The sequence below is a fragment of the Streptomyces sp. NPDC034103 genome, assembly GCF_055575395.1.
Map to the genome: position 1 here is coordinate 30,783 of NZ_JBVISS010000028.1, position 19,914 is coordinate 50,696.

Genomic DNA, 19,914 nt, shown 5'->3' on the forward strand with positions numbered 1-19,914 from the left:
CCTTCCTCGTCAGACGCCGGCGAACGCCGGGGCCAGTGCCTTGCTCAAGGCAGTGTTCATGAAGTCGTCGCTGACGTGCGTGTAGATGGCCGTGGAGCTGTCGCACTCGTGACCGACCTGCTGCTGAATGAAGCGCCGATCCACCCCGTCCTCGGTCAGATGCGTGACGTAAGAATGACGAATTGAGTGCGGAACTAGATCTTTTGGGAGCTTTAGTGCGTCGCGGTATGCCTCGAATCGATCGTTGATCGAGCTTGGCTGCAGGCGTCCCCCGCGTTCGGTGATCCACAGAGCCGGGTGATCGGGGAAACCGAAGCGCGGCCGGACGTTCTCGACGTAGTCCTCGACCGCCTCGACCGCCCAGTCCATCACCGACAGCACGTTCCTCCGTCGCGGCGGCTGGCCCTTCTTCGCCTTGCCGTAGCGGACGTTGAGCGTGCCGTACCGGCCGAACTGGCGAGCCTTCGGGTTCCGTCCGAAGTCGACCACGTCCAGCTTCGACGTCTCGGTCCGACGAAGGCCCCAGCCGTAGATGACCTTGAAGAGGGTGGCGTCGCGGTAGGCGGCGAGGGCGCCCTTACGCTTGGACTTCACGGCGCGTGCGACCTGGTCATCGGCGTAGTCGAGGAACCGCTGCAGTTCTTCGCGGGTGAACGGCCTCGCTTCCGGATCGCCTTCGTACTCCTGCAGGTGGGGCAGGGTGTTCCACTCGTGAGCGATCGCCACCGGGTGAACGCCGAAAGCTTCCTCGCAGGCAGGCCCCCACCCGTAGCGGCCGTCGATGAGGAACTCGGTGAACAGTCGGATGTCGCCCTGGTAGCTGCGGATCGTGGACGGTGCCAGATGCTTCTCGCCAGTCAGCGAGGCGGACCACTCATCCATGTGGGCCGGCGTCCACTGCCACGGGTAGTCGTTCGCGAACTCAAGGAACCGGCGGACGAGCCGTTCCCTGGGGTCGATCGTCTCGTCCTTCAAGCCGCGTGACTTCTGCTGAGCCCGCCAGCCCCTCAGCATCGCGTCGAACATCGCGTCCTCCGGACGCAGTTGAACCACCCCGGACACGAGCTCCAGACGAGCCGCCCCGGCCAGGGCCACCTTCTGCTGATGCACCACTCCAGACCATCCCTTCTGGAGGGCAGATCATGCATCAAACGGGATCGCATTGGCAATATGCCTGCTCAGGCCGCTAGTCCGTAGTAGCGTCGGAGACCGTCAAGCCGTCGCCGTGAGCTGGCGACCTGCGGCTTCCCGCCCATCTGATGCAATTCCCGAGGGTTGGCGTAGGACTCCGACATGGCGGTGGCCGCGTGCCCGTACTGCACCGCGAGCGCGATCCGGCCGCCGGGCTGGCGGTAGATGAACCAGGCGATGGTGCGGCGGAAGCGGCGCAGTGCGACGGCGCCGTCGGGATCGGGAGGGATCAGCTCGTGGGGGCGGTCGTGGGCGGCGGCGAGCTGGTTGGCCCAGGCGGTGAAGGCGCGAATCCGTTCCACGGCGGTGTCGGAGGACAGGCCGGTGCGGGGCATGCAGGTGCCCTTGGCGTATCGGTAGAGGGTGCGGGTGAACAGCTGCTCGCCGTCTTCGAGCTCCTCGACGACGGCGATGGCGCGCGCGACGGGCTCCAGCACGATCCACGGGTCTGCTCGCTGTTCGCCTTCGCCGATCGCGTTGCAGTCCTCGTCGTGCACGCCCTTGAAGTGCCGACCGCGGATCTCGAACCGTACGGTGCCGTCGTCGGGCTCCACGCGGGTGCAGCAGCCGCGGCGCAGGGCCAGGATCTCCTCGGGCCGCATGCCGGAAATGTAGGCGCAGCAGATTAGGGCGGCGGTGGACAGGTGCAGCACCAGCACGTCCACGTCATCGAAGCCGATCGGCTCCCGCCACGGTGCGGCGCCGATCCGGGTGGTGAGCGAGACGTCGAGGAGCGGGGCGGAGCCGAAGTCGGCCGGGGTGAGCTCGTCGGCCAGGATGCAGCGGGCGCGGGCGACCTGGGAGGTGGTGACGCCGAGGGTGCCGGCCAGGAAGGTGTTGGCCATCGGCGGCAGCGGTCCGCCGAAGCGGGCGCGCACGGCAGTGGCGCCGGGCGCACCGCTGGAGGGCAGCTTCTGCCCGGCCGCGAGCAGGCCACGCAGGTGGGCCACCGCGGTCTCGGTGCCACCGCGCGGGGCGCGGTCGGGGATGGTGCCGAGCAGCCGGCGGTGCTCGCGGGCGGCGGTCAGGATGTCCGGGGACAGGTCCAGGACCGTGCGCAGCGCCCACACCAGCAGCGGGGCCATGACGGCCGGGTGCACGATCGCGACGCTGTTCTCGCCGTCCGGGGTGTCGTCGTTGGTGCCGAGGAAGTCGGACATAACCGCAGCCGGGTCCTCCCACGGCGGCATGACCAGTCGGTCGCGCTCGGGCAGGTAGGGGGCGTAGGCCCACAGCCGCGAGATCACCCACAGGGCCTTGGCGTCGGTGCGCCACCGGCGGCCGAGCGGGCGCAGGTGCTCGGCGTACGCCTCCAGGTCCCCGGTGGTGACCTGGGAGAGCTCGGTGATGCCGCGGCCGCCGAGCCAGATGGCGAAGCGGATCCAGATTTGGAAGTTGTGGCGGAGGGTGCCCGGTTGGGTGGTGGAGCGCGAGGCCCGTTGCTGGAGCAGCACCGCCGGGGTCGGGATGTTCAGCTCGGCGAAGGCCGCGCGCATCATGCCGGGGCGCAGCCCGGCGGGGCAGCGGCTCCAGTCGATGACCAGCGAGCGGTTCGACTCTCTGGGGCTGATCAGCGCCAGGCGCCAGGCCAGATCGCGAAAGCGCGGCAGCTCCTCAGGGTCGAAGCCGGGCCGCAGCCGGTTGAACGGCAGGACGAAAGCGTCCGGGGCAGGGGCGACGATCTCCGGGCCGGCGGGCAGGGGCGAGGAAGCGTTCACGGATCGAGCCTCCGTTCCAGCATTGCCTGGAGCAGCTCCCGCTCGCTGTCGGCCAGGGCGGCGACCAGCTGGGGGCGCGCGTCGGTGGTGGTGTAGGTGGTGAGGAAGTCGCCGATCCGTGCGTGGTGCGTCGCCCAGTCCGCGGCCCACACCGCTGGCGTCACAGCCGATCGCAGGGACTCCAGCGCCTGGTGCAGGTAGGCGATGCGGGGCAGGTCACGGTCGACCGCTGGCACAAGAGATATCCGAAACCAGAACGTGGTGACGAGCCGTGCCGATGCGGAACAAGGAAGCGCCCGTTGTATCGGTCTGCCGATCACGGCCGAGGTCGTCGCTGGCAAGCGCGCTACACCGACAGCGACGGCAAGGAACGGCGAGCTTGCCTGGCCACATGGCAGGAGGCGCGCGACCACCTGGACCGGGCGCTTACAGACATCGACAGCCGAAGATCGCCAAGTGCCATGGGACAGGCGTGTTGCGTAGTTCGCGGCTCAAATGATGGAAAGGAGACGTAAGCGCCACAAGAACGCCAATACTTCAGCTGCCTAAGAAAGCCATCTCCACAACCATATTCTGCCGTTCGCCGGACAGCGGAGGGCCAGCGGCCTGTGCCGCAGGGACTCCGCGTCATTCATCGACTATCTGCTCGACAAACCCGGAATCAAATCACCCCGCACAGTGAACCTCTTTCATACTGGGCCGCACTGTCCTGCACTCCTTCGTCCAGGTCCTCGGCGGGGAGACCGACCGCTTCGACCAACTCCTCAACGACGCCCACACCACCCCACTCTCCCCACCCACCCCACACGTGGAAAGCTCCCCCGCCCCTCACGCCGACCATCACGGATTAACGCCACCCGCCTCCGTGTCCGCGCCCAGCGACCGGCCCATCGGGCCCGACGCCGTCATGAGGACCTTCAGCAAAGTCCTCACCGAAGACCGCACCGTCGAAGACGGCCGCGCCCGCCTCCTGCACAAACTCGCCAAGAAGCACCCCACAGCCGACCGCGACCGCCGCCGCCCCCTGGCCTCCCTCACCAACGCGTTGCGCGAACGCACCCTCCCCCCACCCACCATCACCCCCCTCAAAAACGCCTGACCGCACGCGGAATACGCTCCGCGGCGGAGAACGGATCGCCACGGCGGCTAGGCGTGTATCGGAAGTGGATCAAGTCGTAGTGGCGAGTTCGACGAGGAGCTGGGCGGTGCCAGCAGGATCGATGATCTGATGGAGGTGTGCGCCGGGCAGGTGTGCGACGGCCCAGCTGCGTTGGCGCGCCTCGGCGGCAAGGTCGTCATACGGAGGACCGAACAGCAAGTAGGAGCAGGGATGGTCGTCCCAGCCGTCTGGGACCGGGATGTGCTGCTCGTAGTAGGACAGCGGCAGGGTGGGCTGCTCCTCAACGACTGTCTGCCGCACCAGCGGATCGGAGAACATGGGTGCGACGTCTGCCTCGTCCCACCAGTCGGTCCAGCGCGGCAGCCTGCCGTTCACAGCCATGGGGCGTAGGAACCCGAGCAGTTCGGGTGTGGCGACGGGAGTCGGTCCGGGCCGGGCCGGCAGCGCGGCATCGACGAAGATCGAGCTGGCCACCGGATGGTCGAGGCCCGAGCGGATCGTCGGGAGAAACAAGCCTGCGTTGCTGTGTGCCACCAATGTGACGGGGCTTCCGGCCGAGACCTGCCGCAGATCGTCGCGGACCGCGTCGACGATGTGGGGCCAGAAGGGCGGAGCACCGGCGCCTATGTGCAGCAGGGACGGCACCCGCACCTGGTATCCCGCCGCCGTCGAGTATTCGGCCACAGGGTGCCAGGTCGAGGGGCCTACGGACGGACTGTGCACGAGAACGAAGATCGGCTGCATGTGACGATCCTGTCGCCCATGCTTTCGGAGGCGCGCCAGTCTTGGCTGACAGCAGAACGCTTCGCGTCGACGTAGCCCATGCGCCTCCGCAACACGGGCGTTCACAGCCATTCGTTGATTGCGACGATGAAGACAGTGGCTACACCGTGGAACTGTGGGGGGCGGGCGGCGGCGGAGCTAGGCAGGCGTCGCCCAGCTCATGACTCAGGTCAGCTGCTGACACGGAGCCGGTTGGCGATCGGCCGACACAGCCTGCTGACGGCCGATCGCCGGCAGAGCGGCAACAGCTAGCTGCGCGTGCCATACACGTACGTCACCCCGGAGGACTGGGGACCGGTCGACGAGCGTCCGTTGGGGGGCTTTGTCGCAGATCAACGCCGGTACTACAACGCGGGAACCCTGGGAGCCAGTTCCAGCTCGGCTCGATCTTCTGCCGAACCTGTGGCTACTTCACGCTCTAGCGGGGTTCGTGGGTTGCTGATTGGCTTCTTCGGCGGACCACGGGCATTCAACCCGGCCGTTCGGGCACCGCTCATGTTCGTCCGAGGAGAGGAAGAGCCATGCGCAAGCTCTTGACGGTGATGGTGGTGGCCTTGATGGCGGCCATCGGTTTCACCGCACCGGCGCAAGCCGCCCCCGTGTCCAAGCCCTACAGCTTTGCCTACGGTGCCAGCACCGCCACCGGAACGGTCAACTTCACCGACGGGTACACGGCCAGCGTGTCCGGCGTCGTCCACGCCGCCAGCGACCGACGCCAGGTCTGCGCTGTTGGGTTCAACGGCGACGTGGCGGCGGACGAGGTCCCCTGCAGCCCGTGGGCGTACGCGAACGGGCCGAACCAGCCCTGGGGCGGATCAATGCGGATTCCGCTCCGGGGCGGCGTCGTAGAGGTCGTCATCCTGATGTACGACGGGAACGACAAGCCGCTGGACGGCGTGATCTGTACCCGCAGTGGCTGTTCACCCCTGTAGCTCTCCCCAGCTGGGGACTCCGGCGGCGGACAGCTCGCCGTCGCGCCGTCGGCGCGTTGGATCTGGGCCAGGAGCACGGCGCCGGGCATGCGGTGGACCTCGGTCCACCCTCTCGCCGTCATGCAGCCGACGAACCGCGCCAGCTCCGCCTCCCGCTGCTCAGGATCGGTAGGTCTACCTTAGCCGGGGAACACCACCCGGGCCGGAACCTGGGCACCCCACTGGGGCGCCTTCCACACCGCCGTGCTCGCCGCCTCCGGCAGCCGGGGATGCTGCGCGCGGTCGCTCATGGCTCTGCTCTCCGCCCGGATCACCTATCACTCATTACACACCCGATCGCCGTACCTCAGCGCCATCCGCCGATCCAGAGACACCTGGCTCGGTCCTGGGGCCCTGGCGCTGGTGGTCGAACGGTCACTGCCAATGACCCGGATCGCGCATGACCACCGATATGGACAGAAATGCGAACGAAAACGTCCAGCACTCGGAGTCGTGTCACCTGGGCAGCCATTCCGCTCATGACCAGACGTATCACCCGCCGAAGCGGCCCGGCGGCATCGCCTGGCGTCGGAGCGCGGTCCGGGCCGCGGCTGGGTGAGCCAAGCGACGGCGGCGCCGGTCAGCGCCACGGGCCACTCGACCACTCCGGCCACACCGAGCACGCCGGCACCGGCGTAGACGGCCATCCGGCGCCCGCGCGGCGAGACCGCGCCGATCCGGTCGAGGGCGTCGGTGGCGACCTTGCCGACCTGTTCCGCGCCGGGCAGGTGCCGCAGACCCGAGGCGACGGCCCGAGCGGCTGCGGAAGATCGGACGAACGGGGTGTCTCCTGGTTCATGGCGACCTCCGCGAGCGCATGGATGGGCGGCTCCCGGTTTCCCCCTCTTCGCCCCATATTCCGCCTTCGATGGGGTAAGCGCTTGTCTTGTTCGGCCGAGGCGCCGCCTCGGGCGTCAGACGACGGTCTGGCCGTCGTGGATGCCGCCCATGCAGCGCTTGGTCCAGGGCGAGCCGTCCCCCACGGCGGAGATGATGATCATGCCTCCGCCGGCGATGCACTGGCTCGCGGTGACGTCCGCCGGCAGCGCCGCGGCGCAGGCGGGGGCGGCGAGCGCGGTCAGGGCCACGGCGGTGAGCAGGGCGTACGGTAGCGTGCGCATGAGAACTCCTTCGGGCGGGCGAGCCGGACAGGGATGCCGTCCCAGCGTCACCGGGGGGTGCCGGGGCCGCCAGCCGGGTGAGGGATCCGGGGGGCGGACGGCGACGCGGACGGCAACGCAGGCGACGCGGGCAAGTTTTTCCGGTCTCCTCGCGAGCACGGCCAGCGGCGACCGCTGGCCCTTGCGCACCGCACGCTCCACTGTCCGGACGCTCCAGCGGCCGGGCCGCACGGAGGCGACGCCTACGCGCAACACCGCCTCCAGGGCGCCCGATCCCCCCGCCGGGCACACCCCTGCCCCAGCCCCGCCCCATCTCCCTCCTTCCTGATCATGGGTGGCTGAGGGAGGCCTCAGGGGGATTTCCGGCCCCCGAGCCTGCAATAAAACAGGCGTGGCGACCAGCGGTAACGCGAGCGTCCCGAAGGGCTCCCGCCATGGATGTCGCAGAAGAGGAGCGTTAGCGCAGCCGCTGGGCCCAGGTTACGTGGGGGCGCACTTGTCATGGGAAACGCCGCGTGCGCTGTACAGGTACGCACCCCTCAGGCACGCGCCGTACAGAAATGCGTCGCGTAGGTCTGCGTTCTTGAGGTTCGCGCGGCTCAAGTCTGCTTCAACCAGATGTGCGGCACGCAGATCCGCACTCATCAGCTGCGCGCGGCTCAAGTCCGCACCCGACAGGTGGGCAGCGCGTAGATCTGCATTGATCAGGTTCGCACGGCTCAAATCCGCTCTGGCGAGGCGCGCGTCGTACAGGTTTGCCCCGTCCAGGCTGGCCCTGCGCAGGTCCGCTTTGGCGAGAAATGCGTCGGATAGATCTGCGGCGTCCAGGTGCGCCTGCCGCAAGTCCGCATTCCTCAGGTTCGCGCGGCGCAGGTTCGCGCCGTCGAGATGTGCCCCCCTCAAATCTGTGCCATGTAGATCTGCACCAGCCAGATGAGCGTTCACCAGAATCGCGCGGCTCAGATTTGCGCCATGGAAATCCGGGCGGAACCCTTTGTCGTGGACGACATCGCGGCTGCTGAGGACGGTGATGGCCGCCTGCACATCACTTGGGACGTCCTCGTCCTTAGCCGGTCGAGCGTCGGCGTGGATACGTACGTAGGTGGCGAGCACATTGGCGATAGTGGGGTGATCGCGGTGGGAGTCCTGCATGATGCGCTGAAGCGCGTAGATTCCGCCCAGGCGCACGTCCATCTCTTTCGCTCCAAGGTTTCCGACTGCTGCCGTGTATCGGTCAGTGATCTGTCCCTCTTTGGTGAGCGCCCTGTCCGCTTGCGCCTGGCTATTTGCCTGCGTGGTTTGGATGCTGGAGTACCAGAGGCCGGCGACAGCCACTAGGGAGGCAAGTAGCACCGACAGCAATTCAATCCGGCGGGCCCAGTCCAGGCCTTCACGCGGCTCACGGCCGCTAGGCCGACCGGACGGCGAGGGCTGTGGGGTCCGAGGCGCCACAACACGTCGAGGTGTGCGGCGTACACGCGGACGGCGTACTGGCGAGGACGGCATGCCGGTATTCGAGCGTGAACCCTGTGGCGTGGGAAGCCGGATAGTCACAGCTCACCCGATGTGGTGAGGGCGGCTTCGTCCCGCCCGGGTGCTGTCGCGGGAACTTCGGGCCCACTCCATCCAGACCTGGGATGGGACGTCCACGAGCGTCAGGCGGTGGAACAGCCGCTCGCCCGGCGAGCGTGGCGCACCCAGTCCCACCCCGGCGACCCGGGCGCCGCGCTCGGCGGTCCACACGACGGTGCCCGCCCAGCGCACGTCCGCGAAGCGATGCAGCAGCCCGGCCTCGGTCGTCTCCCCGCGTGCGTCGCCGGCGTTCCGCCCGTCCTCGGTAGACCCCGGTCGTCCCCTGCCCACTGCCGTACTTTTCCCTGTAGTTGGAGCGCAGCCGAACACCGGCCCCGCCGGGAGTCGTCCACCTCCTGACGGAGGACTGGTGGAGGACTCAGCGGCGCACTGCGACGACGCTGTGGGCCTGCTTGGTGCCCCATGCGAACGGCGGCCACTCACGGTCGGCGCGACGAGACGAGGTGGAGACCATGACCGAGGCGGTCGCCCCGGAGGTACGGGCCGCTCAGCGGCGCGTGATCAGTATGGTGCGGGTCTCTGGGGCGTCAACGGCGACGGGCTCGCGCTGTGGCGGGAGAACGGATGCGGCGAGTGGAAGGCCACCGCCGCCGACCTCGGGCAGGACCTGGAGCTACTGGCGGTACCGCACACGATTCCGACGGCGTTCCGCTTTCCACTCGCCAGCTCCCGCAGCGAGGCAATGCGGCGCGGAGAAGGGATCCGGATCGTCCGCAACGACCTGACGTACCCGACTCGGTGGATGTCCTCGCTCAAGGAGATGATCGGCGACAACTCCCGACGACTGCCCCGGCTGGGCCTTTCAGTTGTCCCAGCCTCGCCCCGAGGGCATGGCCATCCTCACCTGGCCCTGTCGGCGGACTGGCCCACCTGGTCGAAGAAGCAGGCCCGCGCCGCCGGATTGGTCTGCGCGGAGGGCGCGCGGCATCAGCGGAGCGAGTAACTCCCACTCCTGATAGGTGAGTTCATGACGACGTATCACTTCACCATGATCCACCACCCGCTGATCTTTGAAGACGGACTCTTCGACGTGCTTCAGCACATTCCGCCCTCCGGTGCAGAAAGCGCTGTCGATTGGCCGGTGAGGCACTGTTGGCCACTGCACGCATCCTCTTACGCTACAACCGTCAACCAGTCAATCAGCGGTGGCCACCCGCGACTCCTGACCGTCGAATCAGTGGGGATACACGTGAAGCTCCGCACGAAATTTGCAGGGGGAGCAGTCGCCGCAGTGTCACTGGTGGGCACGACGCTCGCCGGACCCGCGGCCGCTGGAGAGACAACCGTGCTGGCGACAAGGAACTGCCCACCCGCGCCGACCTGTTCGTTCCAGGTCACCGGGTTCCCCGGTGGCACCATCTCGATCGACCTCGATGAATACGGCAGCGGCACGGCCGTTCACCGCTGGGACCTGATCAACGGTGCCGGCTCCTACCAGTGCTACGGGACCTACCGTGCGATCGATCCGCCCAGGTCGTGGACCTGCAGCGGGGTCGTCGGAGGCACGGTCACGGTAGTCGCCCAGATGAACGGCGGCGGCTACATCGGCATTCGCTGATCTCCGGGTCCGCCGGAGGCCTCTCGGCGAGGTCCTCCGGCGGAACACCGAAGAGTCGGAAACTGACCGACACGCGCCTGACCTGAGGCCAGGCGCCATCGAAAACGGGGATACGTTCACCATGGCCCTTCGTAAGGCGGCCGCGTCAGCAGCGGCCTCTCTGGCCTTCCTCATCGGCCTCTCGGGCACTGCCTCCGCGACGACGACAGCGCCCGCAGCCGACAACAGCGGTGCGTCCATCATCGGCGTCACCGGCCACCCGAGTGCCAACAACGGCGGCAAGGACTGCGCCTACGGCAACCTGTGCCTGTACACCGGCCCAAATCAGACCGGGACGAGGTTCGACCTTTACAACTGCAGTACGTACAGCCTGAACAGCTGGAACGGCTGGGGCTCCTGGGTCAACCGCCAGACTCCTGGCCAGCAAGCGTGGTTCATGGACGTCAATCACACTGTCGTCAGCACTGCCCCCGGTTCCAACGGGCCCGACGACTACTGGCTCGTCCTCTACTACGACTACGCCCCCATCTGGTACGTCAAGAACTGCTGACCCCTCCTCCCGGCCGCTCTGGTCGGAGCAGATGGGTTTGTTCCAAATGGCGCCTGGTCACAGCCAGAAAGCGGGCCATGGTCGGTAGCCTCTTGTCCATCCGGGAGCAGGGCGACCAACTGGCTCGTCGACATGGCCGACTAGCAATCGCCCAGGCGATCACGTGCTGACTGCACCCCTCCCGCCCTTGGTCTCCGGGCCTTGGGCGGGACGGGCGTTCCGGTGAACGGCGCCACTGGCCCACGCTGCTGTGGATCTGCTCATCCGACGCTGGGAGTGGTGAGGGGGTACAGCGTGCGCAGGCCCTCGTTCAGCGCATACGACAACGCCGACCCGTGGGTCTGCCTGGGGTACAGGCGGGAGGTGAGCTCCAGGGACGGGTAGTTGCGCAGTCGCAGCAGCTGCGACATGCGGGTCATCGACCCGACAATGTCGGCGGCGGCCACATAAGGATCGGTGAGCTCCGCCTCGCCCGCGCCGAGGAACACCTTCGCCGCCAGGTCGTCGTGAGTCATGGCGTAGTCGGCCTCCAGCGCGAACAGCAGATCCTCACATCCGCTGAGGGCAGGGCTACTGGCCAAATAGCGGCCGAAGGCCGCCGGCCGGGAGAGAAGCGCGTAGCCGACGAAGTGTCCGCCGCCGGAGAAGCCCACGAGACCGTGGTCGTCGTCGAACCGGAACTCGGTCGCCAACCGCGGGCGCAACTCGTCGACCAGGAACGACAGCAGCGCATCGGCGCCGCCACCGCCCGTCGGCGTTTCGCTGGACAGTGCTTCCATGCGTGCGCCGCCGGGTCCTGCATTGACCCATCTCGGCATCGGATAGAAGTCGTGTGTTCGACGCGCGCCGAACTCGGCGGAATCGCTCTCGTCGGGAGCGCCGACGCCGATCACGATGAGTTCGGCGATCTCCTGCACGGTGTGGAGCCAGTTCATCAGGCCGACGACGAGCGGGAAGCTGAGGGAAGCATCCGTCACCCAGAGGACGGGGTAGCTGCGGTCACCGTGCTCGTACGACGGGGGGAGCGCGACGTGCACGTCATGCGGCCAGGGCACATCGGTCCCCTGCGTCCGTCTGGTGGGCAGAACCTGATACGTGTGCCGGGACAGGGACACGACTACCTCCTGCTGAAGGCAATGTTCGGACCTTTGATCAAGGGTTCTTCACATGTCGGAGAGCACGCTGGTCAGCCGACGGCCCAGGAATCGCACACCGAATGGCCCACTGCCGGGCCCCACTCTGGCGACGAACGGGACCCGGCACGTGCGACATCGAGCCTATTCCAACCTGCCCCGCGGGCACGGCCTCTGCGCCGGCATGCCCCGCCGACACGTGCGCCCTTGTCGCCAGGTGACCACAGTCGCACAACTGAGCCAGCTGTTGTCGCCTGCGGAGGAATACCTCGTGGTATCGGCTATCCGCACCGATATGGGACCGACGACGTGCCGTTGTTCAGGGAGAACACTCAGCTCTCAGCTGGTCGTCTGAGACTCGGCTTCGGCTCGTCGGGCGCGCCGCTGCGCGCGTACGCCAGTGCCAGGCTGGTCCGGGGCCGACCAGTCCGGCTCTTCCCCAGGGTCTTTCGTCGCGACCTTGGTCACCTTCAGCCCAGCAGCCCGGCCTCGAGTGTGTTGACTCGTATCGCACGTCAGCAACCGCACGTCGCGGCCGGCCAGGCCCTGGATGGCTACCGTCCGGTCGATGATTTCGACATCGGGGCGGTCCAGGCGCACGTGCCCGGGAGGATCGAGGATGATCTCCACGTTGACCCTGCCGCGGGTCTCACGGTCCTTGGCTGTGTACTCCCCCTCGTGCAGGATCCCGTGAGTGCCGCCGTTGAGCACTTCGTCGAGGCGACCGAGCGTGTGTGCGGCACGCCAGCGGCCCCGCTGTTTGCTGGTGTCTTTGAGGTCGTCCAGCTCGTCGACCACCACGATCGGGAACAGCAGGCGCACGTATTTCCAGCGCGGGACGTCGAGAATCGCGTGAAGGTCGACGTCGGCCAGCTTCACGTCGTTCTGGATGTAGAAGCTGGAGTCAGCCACGACGAACTCCTCGCGCTGGCTCCACCGGCCGATCCGCGAATCCAGCGCGTCCACTGCCGTCTCGAACGCCTCGACACGTTCGGCCACCTCGAGCTGCACCAGACCGTTCACCAGGCGTCCCTGGGCGGGGTTGGTGAGCGTGCCGCAGCTGCCCAGCAGGGCGCGGTAGCGGTCGGTGAATACGAGCTGATCGAGGTCCCGGTCGCTGATCTGGGCGCGCAGCATTCGCGCGGACTCCGTAGCCCACTCCAGATACGCCAGCAGTCCCTCGAATGCGGTGTCGTAAGGCCGTTGCAGGTTCATCGCCGCGGTGTGGACGCCGCTGAGCACCTGTTGGATGTGCCTCCGGTCAGCGCCGTGGCGCGGTGTGATGAGCATGAGCCGATCATGTCAGCGCGGCCCCCACGGGCGCCTTGAGTTTCCGACGTCGCAGCCCTCCACTCGTGACAATTCACGCCGCGAAATTCGTCCTCCTGCCGGGTGAAACAGCGTCAGGAAGCACGTCCCGCACCGACCTGCAACCCGAAACGCGGCAGGGCCCGGATCCCGACGGATCCGAGCCCTGCATCGCAGTAGCGGGGACAGGAGCCCGCGCACAGGAGAGGCGGTCCCGCCCGGCGCGTTTCCTGGCCGTCCCACCGGCCTGTCGAGGGCCGGCTGTGGCCTTGCGCATCAGTGTGGTCACGAGTGTCCGGTTTCCTGTGGCCTTCGGCGGGATGGTGCGCCTCGTTCACCCCCCAGAGGGCCGCCTCACGGCTCGTCCGTGACCGGCACCCGCCACACCAGAACGGTTCCGCCTCCGTGGGGGCTGTCGAACTCCAGTCCCCCGCCCAGCTGCTGGGCGCGTTCGGCCATGTTGCGCAAGCCGCTGCGGCGGACCTCCGGCGGTATCCCCACGCCGTCGTCGGAGACCGTCAACCGCACTTCCCGACCGTCGGTCTCCAAGGCCACGTCAGCGCGGCCGGCACGGGCGATGTTGGTCAGCGCCTCCGACAGGACCGCCACCACGTGATCGGCGATCCGGACGGGAATTTCCGTGTCCACCAGGCCTTCCATCCGCACGCTCGGGGCGAAGCCGAGCACCGGAGCGGCTTCGCCGACCGCTCGCACCACGCGGGCGCGCAGCCCGGATCCGGCGCCCCCCTCGCGGGATCGCAGCCCGAAGATGGTTGATCTGATGATCTTGATGGTCTCGTCGAGGTCGTCGACCGCTCGGGTCACGCGGTCGGCGGCCTGCGGATGCTCGATGAAGCGGCCCGCGCTCTGCAGTGTCATTCCGGTGGCGAACAAACGCTGGATCGCCAGTTCGTGCAGGTCCCGGGCGATCCGGTCACGATCGTGGAGCATGGCGATTGCTCGGCGTCGCGTCGGCGTTCCGCCAGTTCCATCGCGATCGCGGCCTGGGAGGCGAAGGCCTCCAACGGTTCGGTCTCCTTTCACGTGAACACCGGCCGGCCCCCCTTCTCGCGGGTCTGGGCCGCGTACGCGCGCACCGCGTCGGCGGCCGCGGGCTCCAGCTGCTGCCGGGCGTGGTCGGCGTGGGCAGGCTGTTCGCTCATCGAGGGCTCCAGAGGGCAGAACTGGCGTCTCTCACCACGGTAGCGCCGAGCCCCGGGACCGGGGGCCACTCCGTACGGACCTGCCCGTACGAGCGTGCAGAACCTAGACCTAGATCAGACCCTACACGTCGGGCGGCGTCGAGGTGTTGCTGGCCTTTTCTTCGTCCGCGGGGCGCAACTCGTCGATCCACCTCTGGTTCTCGGCTCGGATTGCCTCGCCGTTCGCCTGCTTGTACGCCTTGTTCAGCGCGCCGAAGTGGCCCTCGATCTTCTTCAGTTGGCCCTCCATGCGCTTCCCGGGCCGCTCGCCTGAGAGGTACCCGGCCAAGACATCGAGGTCGATCCGGTAGGTCAGCTCCTCCACTTCGCCTTCCGGGCCGTTGGCGTTGACGGTGACGTCGAACTGCATGGGCAGGTCGCTTTGCCAGCGCTGACTCGTGTCGAAGGGGTAAACCAGTTTCCGGCCCGGGGGTAGGAAGGGGATGGTGCGGGACACCGCCCGCTGAACGAGGTCAGTCAGCTTGGCGTGCGTGGACACGAGCTCTGGCGTTACCTGAACGCGTACGTCTCGGGCCATGGTGGGACCGCTGTTGTGAATGCTGAGCACGAGGAGATCGGATCCCGTTTCGTGGGGGCCGATGTCGACGACCACGTACGGCTCGTTCTGCTCGCGCTGGACCCGCATGGCCAGCTCCAGTTGCTCGGCACCCGCACGGCGGGCGATGAATGCCTGCCAGACACTGACGCCCGCCGCAGCCACGGCAACGAACACCGCGCTCAGCGCGATCCAGTCCGCAATCTCCAGGTTCTCCACCCGGGTACGGTACCGACCGCATCAGTCCCCACGGGCTGTGGCGGGGGCCGGCCTTCGCGGTCGCGGGCGTGGCTGCGTAGGTGAGATCGGGGCTCTGGCACAGATCTTGGGGAGCGGTCGCGGAGCGTCAGCGGGTAGGTCGCTTCGTGGCTGCGATCACACCTGTTCTTGGTAGACCCTGATTTCCGAGGGATGGAAGTTGCGGAGGGTCGCCCAAAAGTCGTGGAGGCCAAGGCCGTCGGCCCAGCGGTCGAGTGCGTCGTCCGTGTCGTGGAAGAACCAGGACTCGAAGTGCCCCAGCGCCCGAAGTTGAGGGACGGGCTCGTATCGAAGTTCGCAGTGGAGCTGGATGTAATGATCATGCTCGCCGGAAGCGTCGTTGATCTCGAACTGCCGGGCAAGGTCCAGCGTGAAGACGGGCGGTCCCTCGAAAGCGTGAGTCCCGTACTGGAAGAGAAGGCCATGCTGAGCCGCCACAGGTGTGGACGCTGGATACGCGCTCCTCGGATATGGGGCCAACAAACTGATCACGAGCTAAGGAGTCAGCACTATGACCTTTGCGGCGGGCGGGGCGAGCAGCGGCAGCGCGGTGATCAGCGTCATCTTGGGCATCGTGTTCATCGCGGCGGTACTGCTGGTGGTGAAGGCGAAGAACCGCAAACGCTGACGCAGCAGTCCCAATCGGTCACTGCGGGGGAGAGCGTGGATCAACACTCTCCCCCGCGGTCTCGCCTTGGAGGGCTACGTCGCTGCGTGGTGGCTCAAACGCCGCACTGGCCATGGTGACTGACCACGAACTCATCAAACGAAAGCGTTGATCTGCGGATCTGCGCAGAATCGGGGAAGGCTGACAGGTTCGCAACCGTACGCAACTTTTGCGGGCTGGCTGTGGCCATCATCTGTGCACCTGTCACATCCTGACCCCTGACCTGCTCGACTGGGTCGGCCTGTCTTTCGGCGGGCACGCAGGCCATCGCCCTACTGCCGACGTCCGGCAGCCGGCCGAGCTCGTGACCTTGGACTCCGATGACGACGCGCCCAGCCGGATAGCTCCGGGTCACCCTGGCTCGGTAGTACTCCGTTGGGAGGCAGCCGCGCTGGTGTCGGCCGCCTCCGGGCGGCACGCTGCGTCATGATGAGTGGGCACGGATCTCAGGCGAGCCCCGTGCCGGCCATCGTCCGATCCGATGTGCCGGGCGCAAGGAGCGTAGGACTGCACCGGCCTGTCCCAGAACACCATTTGCCTCGTTAAGCCTGACCTCCTTTCGTGTGCCGGGATCGGGCAACGGCATGCCGGAAAGGGCACGGTTATGTCGCTCAAGGGCTCCTGGCGCTCTCAGAAGATCCAGTACTGGGCTGAGTGCAGCGGCCGTTCGCGCCGCGCCGCTCCGCGCACGAACCTCCCCGTACCTGTGGCCGTTCAGAGCCAGGCACTGCTCGAAGGGCTCCTCCTGGACCGCCTCGGGTCGCCGCCGGACTACTGCGCGCACCCGCTGGGCATCACCTCCGCTACAGGAACCCCCACAGCGCTCGCCCTGCATCTCGATGCCTACATCAGCAGCAGGCGCTACTCCTTCCCCGAGCACTGCCTGAACCGGCTGCTGCCCTCCGTACCGTGCGCTGGCGCCGACGGCGAGCCGGGTGGCATCCTCGGTCTGCGAGTGAGGGGCATCGAGTCTCGAGGCAGGGTGATCCGCCTCGGACTGTCCGACGGGTGCGGTGGACCGGCAACCGTCCGTCTCGTCCTGCCCGCTGCCGCGGCAGACTCCTGGGCAGCGATCGTCCACCGAGTCGCCCGCCAGCAGCAGGTCCAAGGGTTCCGGCCGGTCTGGGATATGCCCGGCCTCGATCCTGCCGAGCACGACTTCATGACCGCCTGCGCCAGCCTCACCCGAGCGATGACACAAGCCGCGCCAGCAGGCAGCGCGTTGCTGCGGCGCGTCGCCCTGTTCCATACGGTCGCCGCGTTCTACCGGGTGCGGTGCTGGGAGGACGGTGGCAGCTGGAAGATCGACGCATGCATCAGCGAGCCCAATACGGACGCACACGACCAGTTCGTCCAGCGGCTCTGCCACCCACGGTGGGGGCTGCCCATGACCGTGGCTCACCGCTTCAGCTGGTGCGACACTCCATACGCGGCCGGCCAGCGGGGGCACACCTGCTCCTTCTACTTCGACCGTCCCAGTGCCCACGAAGACGGTGCCGAGCCTGTGTACCTCCGCATCCACACCGCACCCGACGGCCGCGACCTGGCCGAACGGGCCGAAACCTGCCGAGCAGCCGGAGCGGACCCTGCCTGGATCAGGAAAGTCTTCCCAACGGCCACCGTCACCCAGGCTCGGTAGCGGTCGGCACCCTTGCTTTGACCTGCACCGCGCTCTTGGATCCTAGGAGTCCACGAGGTATGTCTTCTCCCCCATCATCAGCGGCGCCTCGGCAGGCCCCTTGATGTAAGGACCGCGCCAGATCACCCGATGCTCCTGCAAGCTCGGATACCACTGCCGGACCTTGTGCATCCGCACCGGCCACCGGTGGTGGTAGACCCGTTTTGCCTCTCCCAACGGGTCCGATGAACGGGTTGCGGGTGAAGCGAGCCGGATGACCCGCACATCAGGATCGTGAGGCACGGACTCCTTACCACTGGCGACCACGCCCGCTCGGGCCTCGGACGGGCCGGCAGTTGTGACTCCCTGGGTGATGAGCCGCCAGAAGGCGAACATGTAGCGGCCCACGAAGTCGTCGAACGGATCCTCCACACGACCGCCGGCCCACTCTCCTGTCTCAGGGGCCGGTTCGGAGCGCCACCGGGAAGCCTGGGTGAGGGCGGCCTGCAATTGCCGGTGGTGCTCGGACAGTTCAGCGAGCGTCTCGGCACTCTCCTCCGCCAGGCACGCATCACCGCGCATCCCGTACATGCCATCCGGCACCAGAGGAGGAAGCGGGTTCCCAGACGACCGGGCCTGGGAAACGGCGGCTCGCCATTCGGCCGGCTGCACCGGCCCGTCGCGGTCCATGAACGTCGTCACGCGCACGCCGGAATACTGGGCGGTGGGCAGGATCTGGTGCTGGGTGATGAACTGCCAACCGAAGGCGCGGGTGTCCGACAGGGAGCCAGTGCGGTTGACGACCACGATCGGCTCGGGCAGCACCAGCAGGCCGACCGGCATCAGGATGTCCCGGTCGCGATCCAGCGTGCTGATGTCGGCCGGCTCAAGCGTGGCGGCCGCAGCCATGACCGCGGCGTGCGCGGCCGGCGAGATGACGACCACTTCCGCCTGCCGCAGCAGCTTGCCGATCTTCCGTAACTGCCACGCGGCAGCCGGCCCCGGCTCTCGCGGCCACGGCGGCGGACACCCCTCCTTGCCCAGTGTCATTGACAGTGCCGCATCCCACTCAAGACCCTCAGGCCGTGCGGCCATGTCCCCGAGACCGCTGTGAAGCAGCACGGCCCGCAGCTCGCTGACGACGTTGTTGAGATTCGAGGCGAGCATCATCTGCACCCACGGGTTCCCGGTCAGACACCGCTGGGTCTGCTCCCGGAGCCGCTGCGCCACCTGCGCCGCACCGGCCGCCGTCCACTGCCCCGCCTTGTCTCTGCTGCGCTCCCGTTTACTCCGGCTCGCCTTCCCCACCCGCAACCTCCCCTGCTGCGATGGACAGTTGTGGGTGCCGTACCCGAGGCCGATCGCGTCGACACGACGCGATCCGGCCGGTTGTACCGCGCGCCACGCGCAGCCGCCGGCTGCCCTCGTCGCTGGCAACGGTTCGGTCTACCAGGGACGGTGAGGCGCAGGGGAGCAGATTCCGAACGGTCCTTCACGATGAGTACGTCGGCCTCGGAGGAGTAGCGAGGTCAGGTGCGGAAGCGGGAGAGCCAGCCGCCGGTCTTCTGCACGGCAGCCTGTTCCTCTGCTTCCTGGCGCAGGCGCTCTTGCTCCTGGCGCTCGCGTTCGTCGGCTTCGGCCTGCGCTTGTGCTGCGACGGCCCGGTCCTGGCAGTCCTCGCACAGGTGCGGGTGCGACTGGCGCTTGCTCCAGTCCCAGCTGTAGCCGATCGCCTCCCACCGGTCGTCGGTGAATTTCTGCCCGCAGTCCACGCAGAGGGCCCGCCGCGCCTCCTGCTGAGCGGCTTCCCTCTCCTCACGGCGCCGCTGTTCTTCCCTGGAGGCGTGGCGGCGGTGGGCGACGTAGGCGTCCCGGCGGGCATTGCCGATCGCGTCCAGCAGCGGCTGGCGGTGGTCACGGCCGAAGCGCCAGAAGACGGGCCCGGCCGGGCCGTGTTCGCGCAGCTCCTCCAGCGTGGTCGCCACGATCGGGATGCAGCGGTCGTAGGAGGAGAGCGTGGCGAAGGTTCGAGACCGTGGCGAGGTGCTGGGCTTCGGGGTACCGGCCGCTCTCTTCCTGCCCGGGGTCGCCTACCTCGGGATCACCAACGGCCACCAGTTCATCGCCAACAACTTCTTTGCCTTCATGTATTGCCTGGCCTGCGTCAGCTTCGCCTCGGTCCCGTTGATGGGCGTGGCACCGGGGCGGAGGCCGCTACGCAGACCCGGGCTTCCTCCGCACCGCCTGGTTCCCGTGGTTGTTCACCATCGGGCAGGGCGTCGCCTACAGCGACCCGCGCGGCGACGCGAATATCTTCGTGCTGATCGCGGGCTGGGGCGCCTTCGTCTACGCCGGGATGATCGCCCTGTACTTCCTCGCCCGCGCACTCTGGGCCGTCGACGACGACCAGGCCGTCCCCTTCAGCGAGGCAGCGCCCGGTGCGGGGCTTGGACCACACCTCTGGCGGCGAGGACTAGGGTCCGTCTTCAAACGGATCTTGCCCAGAGCAGGATTGATGCGAGAGTGACCGCCGCTTCGTAGGAGGTGGCGGTCTTTTCGTATCGGGT

At 67.7% G+C, this 19,914-nt stretch carries 20 protein-coding genes and 1 pseudogene; 6 read left to right on the top strand and 15 right to left on the bottom strand.

Features of this window, described 5'->3' with window-relative positions; all coding sequences use genetic code 11:
* Positions 1-9 precede the first annotated feature (9 nt).
* From ACZ56U_RS38945 to ACZ56U_RS38955, 3 genes are all read right to left on the bottom strand, one after another.
* Entirely contained in the window at positions 10-1,113 is a 1,104-nt protein-coding gene (locus tag ACZ56U_RS38945; protein WP_469088672.1) for a tyrosine-type recombinase/integrase, read from the bottom strand.
* A 65-nt stretch (positions 1,114-1,178) separates the two neighbouring features.
* Positions 1,179-2,909 carry a hypothetical protein gene (locus ACZ56U_RS38950; protein WP_469088673.1) on the bottom strand — a complete coding sequence of 577 codons (1,731 nt, stop codon included), beginning with the start codon at positions 2,907-2,909 and terminating at the stop codon, positions 1,179-1,181.
* Positions 2,906-3,145: a hypothetical protein gene (locus ACZ56U_RS38955; RefSeq protein WP_469088674.1), complete on the bottom strand. Its 240-nt coding sequence runs from the start codon at positions 3,143-3,145 to the stop codon at positions 2,906-2,908. Before ACZ56U_RS38955 ends, ACZ56U_RS38950 begins: the two co-directional genes overlap by 4 nt.
* Positions 3,146-3,816: 671 nt before the next feature.
* Between ACZ56U_RS38955 and ACZ56U_RS38960 the strand changes: the two genes are divergently transcribed.
* The gene (locus tag ACZ56U_RS38960) at positions 3,817-4,008 is read left to right on the top strand and encodes a hypothetical protein (RefSeq protein WP_469088675.1); all 192 of its coding nucleotides are present in this window, start codon (positions 3,817-3,819) and stop codon (positions 4,006-4,008) included.
* A 69-nt stretch (positions 4,009-4,077) separates the two neighbouring features.
* On the opposite strand, the gene ACZ56U_RS38965 is transcribed toward ACZ56U_RS38960, so the two are convergent.
* Positions 4,078-4,773, bottom strand: coding sequence for an alpha/beta fold hydrolase (locus ACZ56U_RS38965; protein ID WP_469088676.1), 696 nt, complete (start codon positions 4,771-4,773; stop codon positions 4,078-4,080).
* A 560-nt stretch (positions 4,774-5,333) separates the two neighbouring features.
* Between ACZ56U_RS38965 and ACZ56U_RS38970 the strand changes: the two genes are divergently transcribed.
* Complete coding sequence (locus ACZ56U_RS38970) at positions 5,334-5,744, top strand: hypothetical protein (protein ID WP_469088677.1); 411 nt, start codon at positions 5,334-5,336, stop codon at positions 5,742-5,744.
* A 953-nt stretch (positions 5,745-6,697) separates the two neighbouring features.
* Here ACZ56U_RS38970 and ACZ56U_RS38975 read toward each other — a convergent pair.
* The 3 genes from ACZ56U_RS38975 to ACZ56U_RS38985 form a co-directional block, all read right to left on the bottom strand.
* Positions 6,698-6,904, bottom strand: a complete 207-nt coding sequence (locus tag ACZ56U_RS38975) for a hypothetical protein (protein ID WP_469088678.1) — start codon at positions 6,902-6,904, stop codon at positions 6,698-6,700.
* Positions 6,905-7,384: 480 nt separating this feature from the next.
* A complete protein-coding gene (locus ACZ56U_RS38980; RefSeq protein ID WP_469088679.1) occupies positions 7,385-8,098 on the bottom strand; it encodes a pentapeptide repeat-containing protein in 714 nt (237 codons plus the stop codon).
* Positions 8,099-8,461: 363 nt separating this feature from the next.
* On the bottom strand, positions 8,462-8,767 hold the full coding sequence (locus tag ACZ56U_RS38985) for a hypothetical protein (RefSeq protein WP_469088680.1): 306 nt from the start codon (positions 8,765-8,767) through the stop codon (positions 8,462-8,464).
* A gap of 697 nt (positions 8,768-9,464) precedes the next feature.
* Between ACZ56U_RS38985 and ACZ56U_RS38990 the strand changes: the two genes are divergently transcribed.
* Both ACZ56U_RS38990 and ACZ56U_RS38995 read left to right on the top strand, forming a co-directional pair.
* The gene (locus ACZ56U_RS38990) at positions 9,465-10,055 is read left to right on the top strand and encodes a hypothetical protein (protein ID WP_469088681.1); all 591 of its coding nucleotides are present in this window, start codon (positions 9,465-9,467) and stop codon (positions 10,053-10,055) included.
* Positions 10,056-10,176: 121 nt separating this feature from the next.
* Positions 10,177-10,605, top strand: a complete 429-nt coding sequence (locus ACZ56U_RS38995; protein ID WP_391243287.1) for a peptidase inhibitor family I36 protein — start codon at positions 10,177-10,179, stop codon at positions 10,603-10,605.
* 260 nt (positions 10,606-10,865) lie between these two features.
* Here ACZ56U_RS38995 and ACZ56U_RS39000 read toward each other — a convergent pair whose 3' ends face one another.
* From ACZ56U_RS39000 to ACZ56U_RS39025, 6 genes and pseudogenes are all read right to left on the bottom strand, one after another.
* Positions 10,866-11,660: an alpha/beta hydrolase gene (locus tag ACZ56U_RS39000; RefSeq protein ID WP_469088682.1), complete on the bottom strand. Its 795-nt coding sequence runs from the start codon at positions 11,658-11,660 to the stop codon at positions 10,866-10,868.
* A gap of 417 nt (positions 11,661-12,077) precedes the next feature.
* Positions 12,078-13,028, bottom strand: a complete 951-nt coding sequence (locus ACZ56U_RS39005) for a PIN domain-containing protein (RefSeq protein WP_469088683.1) — start codon at positions 13,026-13,028, stop codon at positions 12,078-12,080.
* A 372-nt stretch (positions 13,029-13,400) separates the two neighbouring features.
* Positions 13,401-14,086, bottom strand: a pseudogene (locus ACZ56U_RS39010) (sensor histidine kinase); the annotation flags it as partial.
* Positions 14,087-14,209 carry a hypothetical protein gene (locus ACZ56U_RS39015; RefSeq protein WP_469088691.1) on the bottom strand — a complete coding sequence of 41 codons (123 nt, stop codon included), beginning with the start codon at positions 14,207-14,209 and terminating at the stop codon, positions 14,087-14,089. It abuts the pseudogene before it with no gap.
* 121 nt (positions 14,210-14,330) lie between these two features.
* On the bottom strand, positions 14,331-15,023 hold the full coding sequence (locus ACZ56U_RS39020) for a hypothetical protein (RefSeq protein ID WP_469088684.1): 693 nt from the start codon (positions 15,021-15,023) through the stop codon (positions 14,331-14,333).
* 156 nt (positions 15,024-15,179) lie between these two features.
* The gene (locus ACZ56U_RS39025; RefSeq protein WP_469088685.1) at positions 15,180-15,500 is read right to left on the bottom strand and encodes a hypothetical protein; all 321 of its coding nucleotides are present in this window, start codon (positions 15,498-15,500) and stop codon (positions 15,180-15,182) included.
* Between the two features lie 833 nt (positions 15,501-16,333).
* On the opposite strand from ACZ56U_RS39025, the gene ACZ56U_RS39030 reads away from it, so the two are divergent.
* The gene (locus ACZ56U_RS39030; RefSeq protein WP_469088686.1) at positions 16,334-17,368 is read left to right on the top strand and encodes a hypothetical protein; all 1,035 of its coding nucleotides are present in this window, start codon (positions 16,334-16,336) and stop codon (positions 17,366-17,368) included.
* Between the two features lie 42 nt (positions 17,369-17,410).
* Here the strand turns inward: ACZ56U_RS39030 and ACZ56U_RS39035 are convergent, their stop codons facing one another.
* Positions 17,411-18,517 carry a hypothetical protein gene (locus ACZ56U_RS39035; RefSeq protein WP_469088690.1) on the bottom strand — a complete coding sequence of 369 codons (1,107 nt, stop codon included), beginning with the start codon at positions 18,515-18,517 and terminating at the stop codon, positions 17,411-17,413.
* Positions 18,518-18,876: 359 nt separating this feature from the next.
* Complete coding sequence (locus tag ACZ56U_RS39040) at positions 18,877-19,332, bottom strand: hypothetical protein (protein ID WP_469088687.1); 456 nt, start codon at positions 19,330-19,332, stop codon at positions 18,877-18,879.
* Positions 19,333-19,604: 272 nt separating this feature from the next.
* On the opposite strand from ACZ56U_RS39040, the gene ACZ56U_RS39045 reads away from it, so the two are divergent.
* Positions 19,605-19,874 (top strand): hypothetical protein, encoded by a 270-nt coding sequence (locus ACZ56U_RS39045; RefSeq protein ID WP_469088688.1) that lies wholly within the window; start codon positions 19,605-19,607, stop codon positions 19,872-19,874.
* The last annotated feature ends 40 nt before the right edge of the window (positions 19,875-19,914 follow it).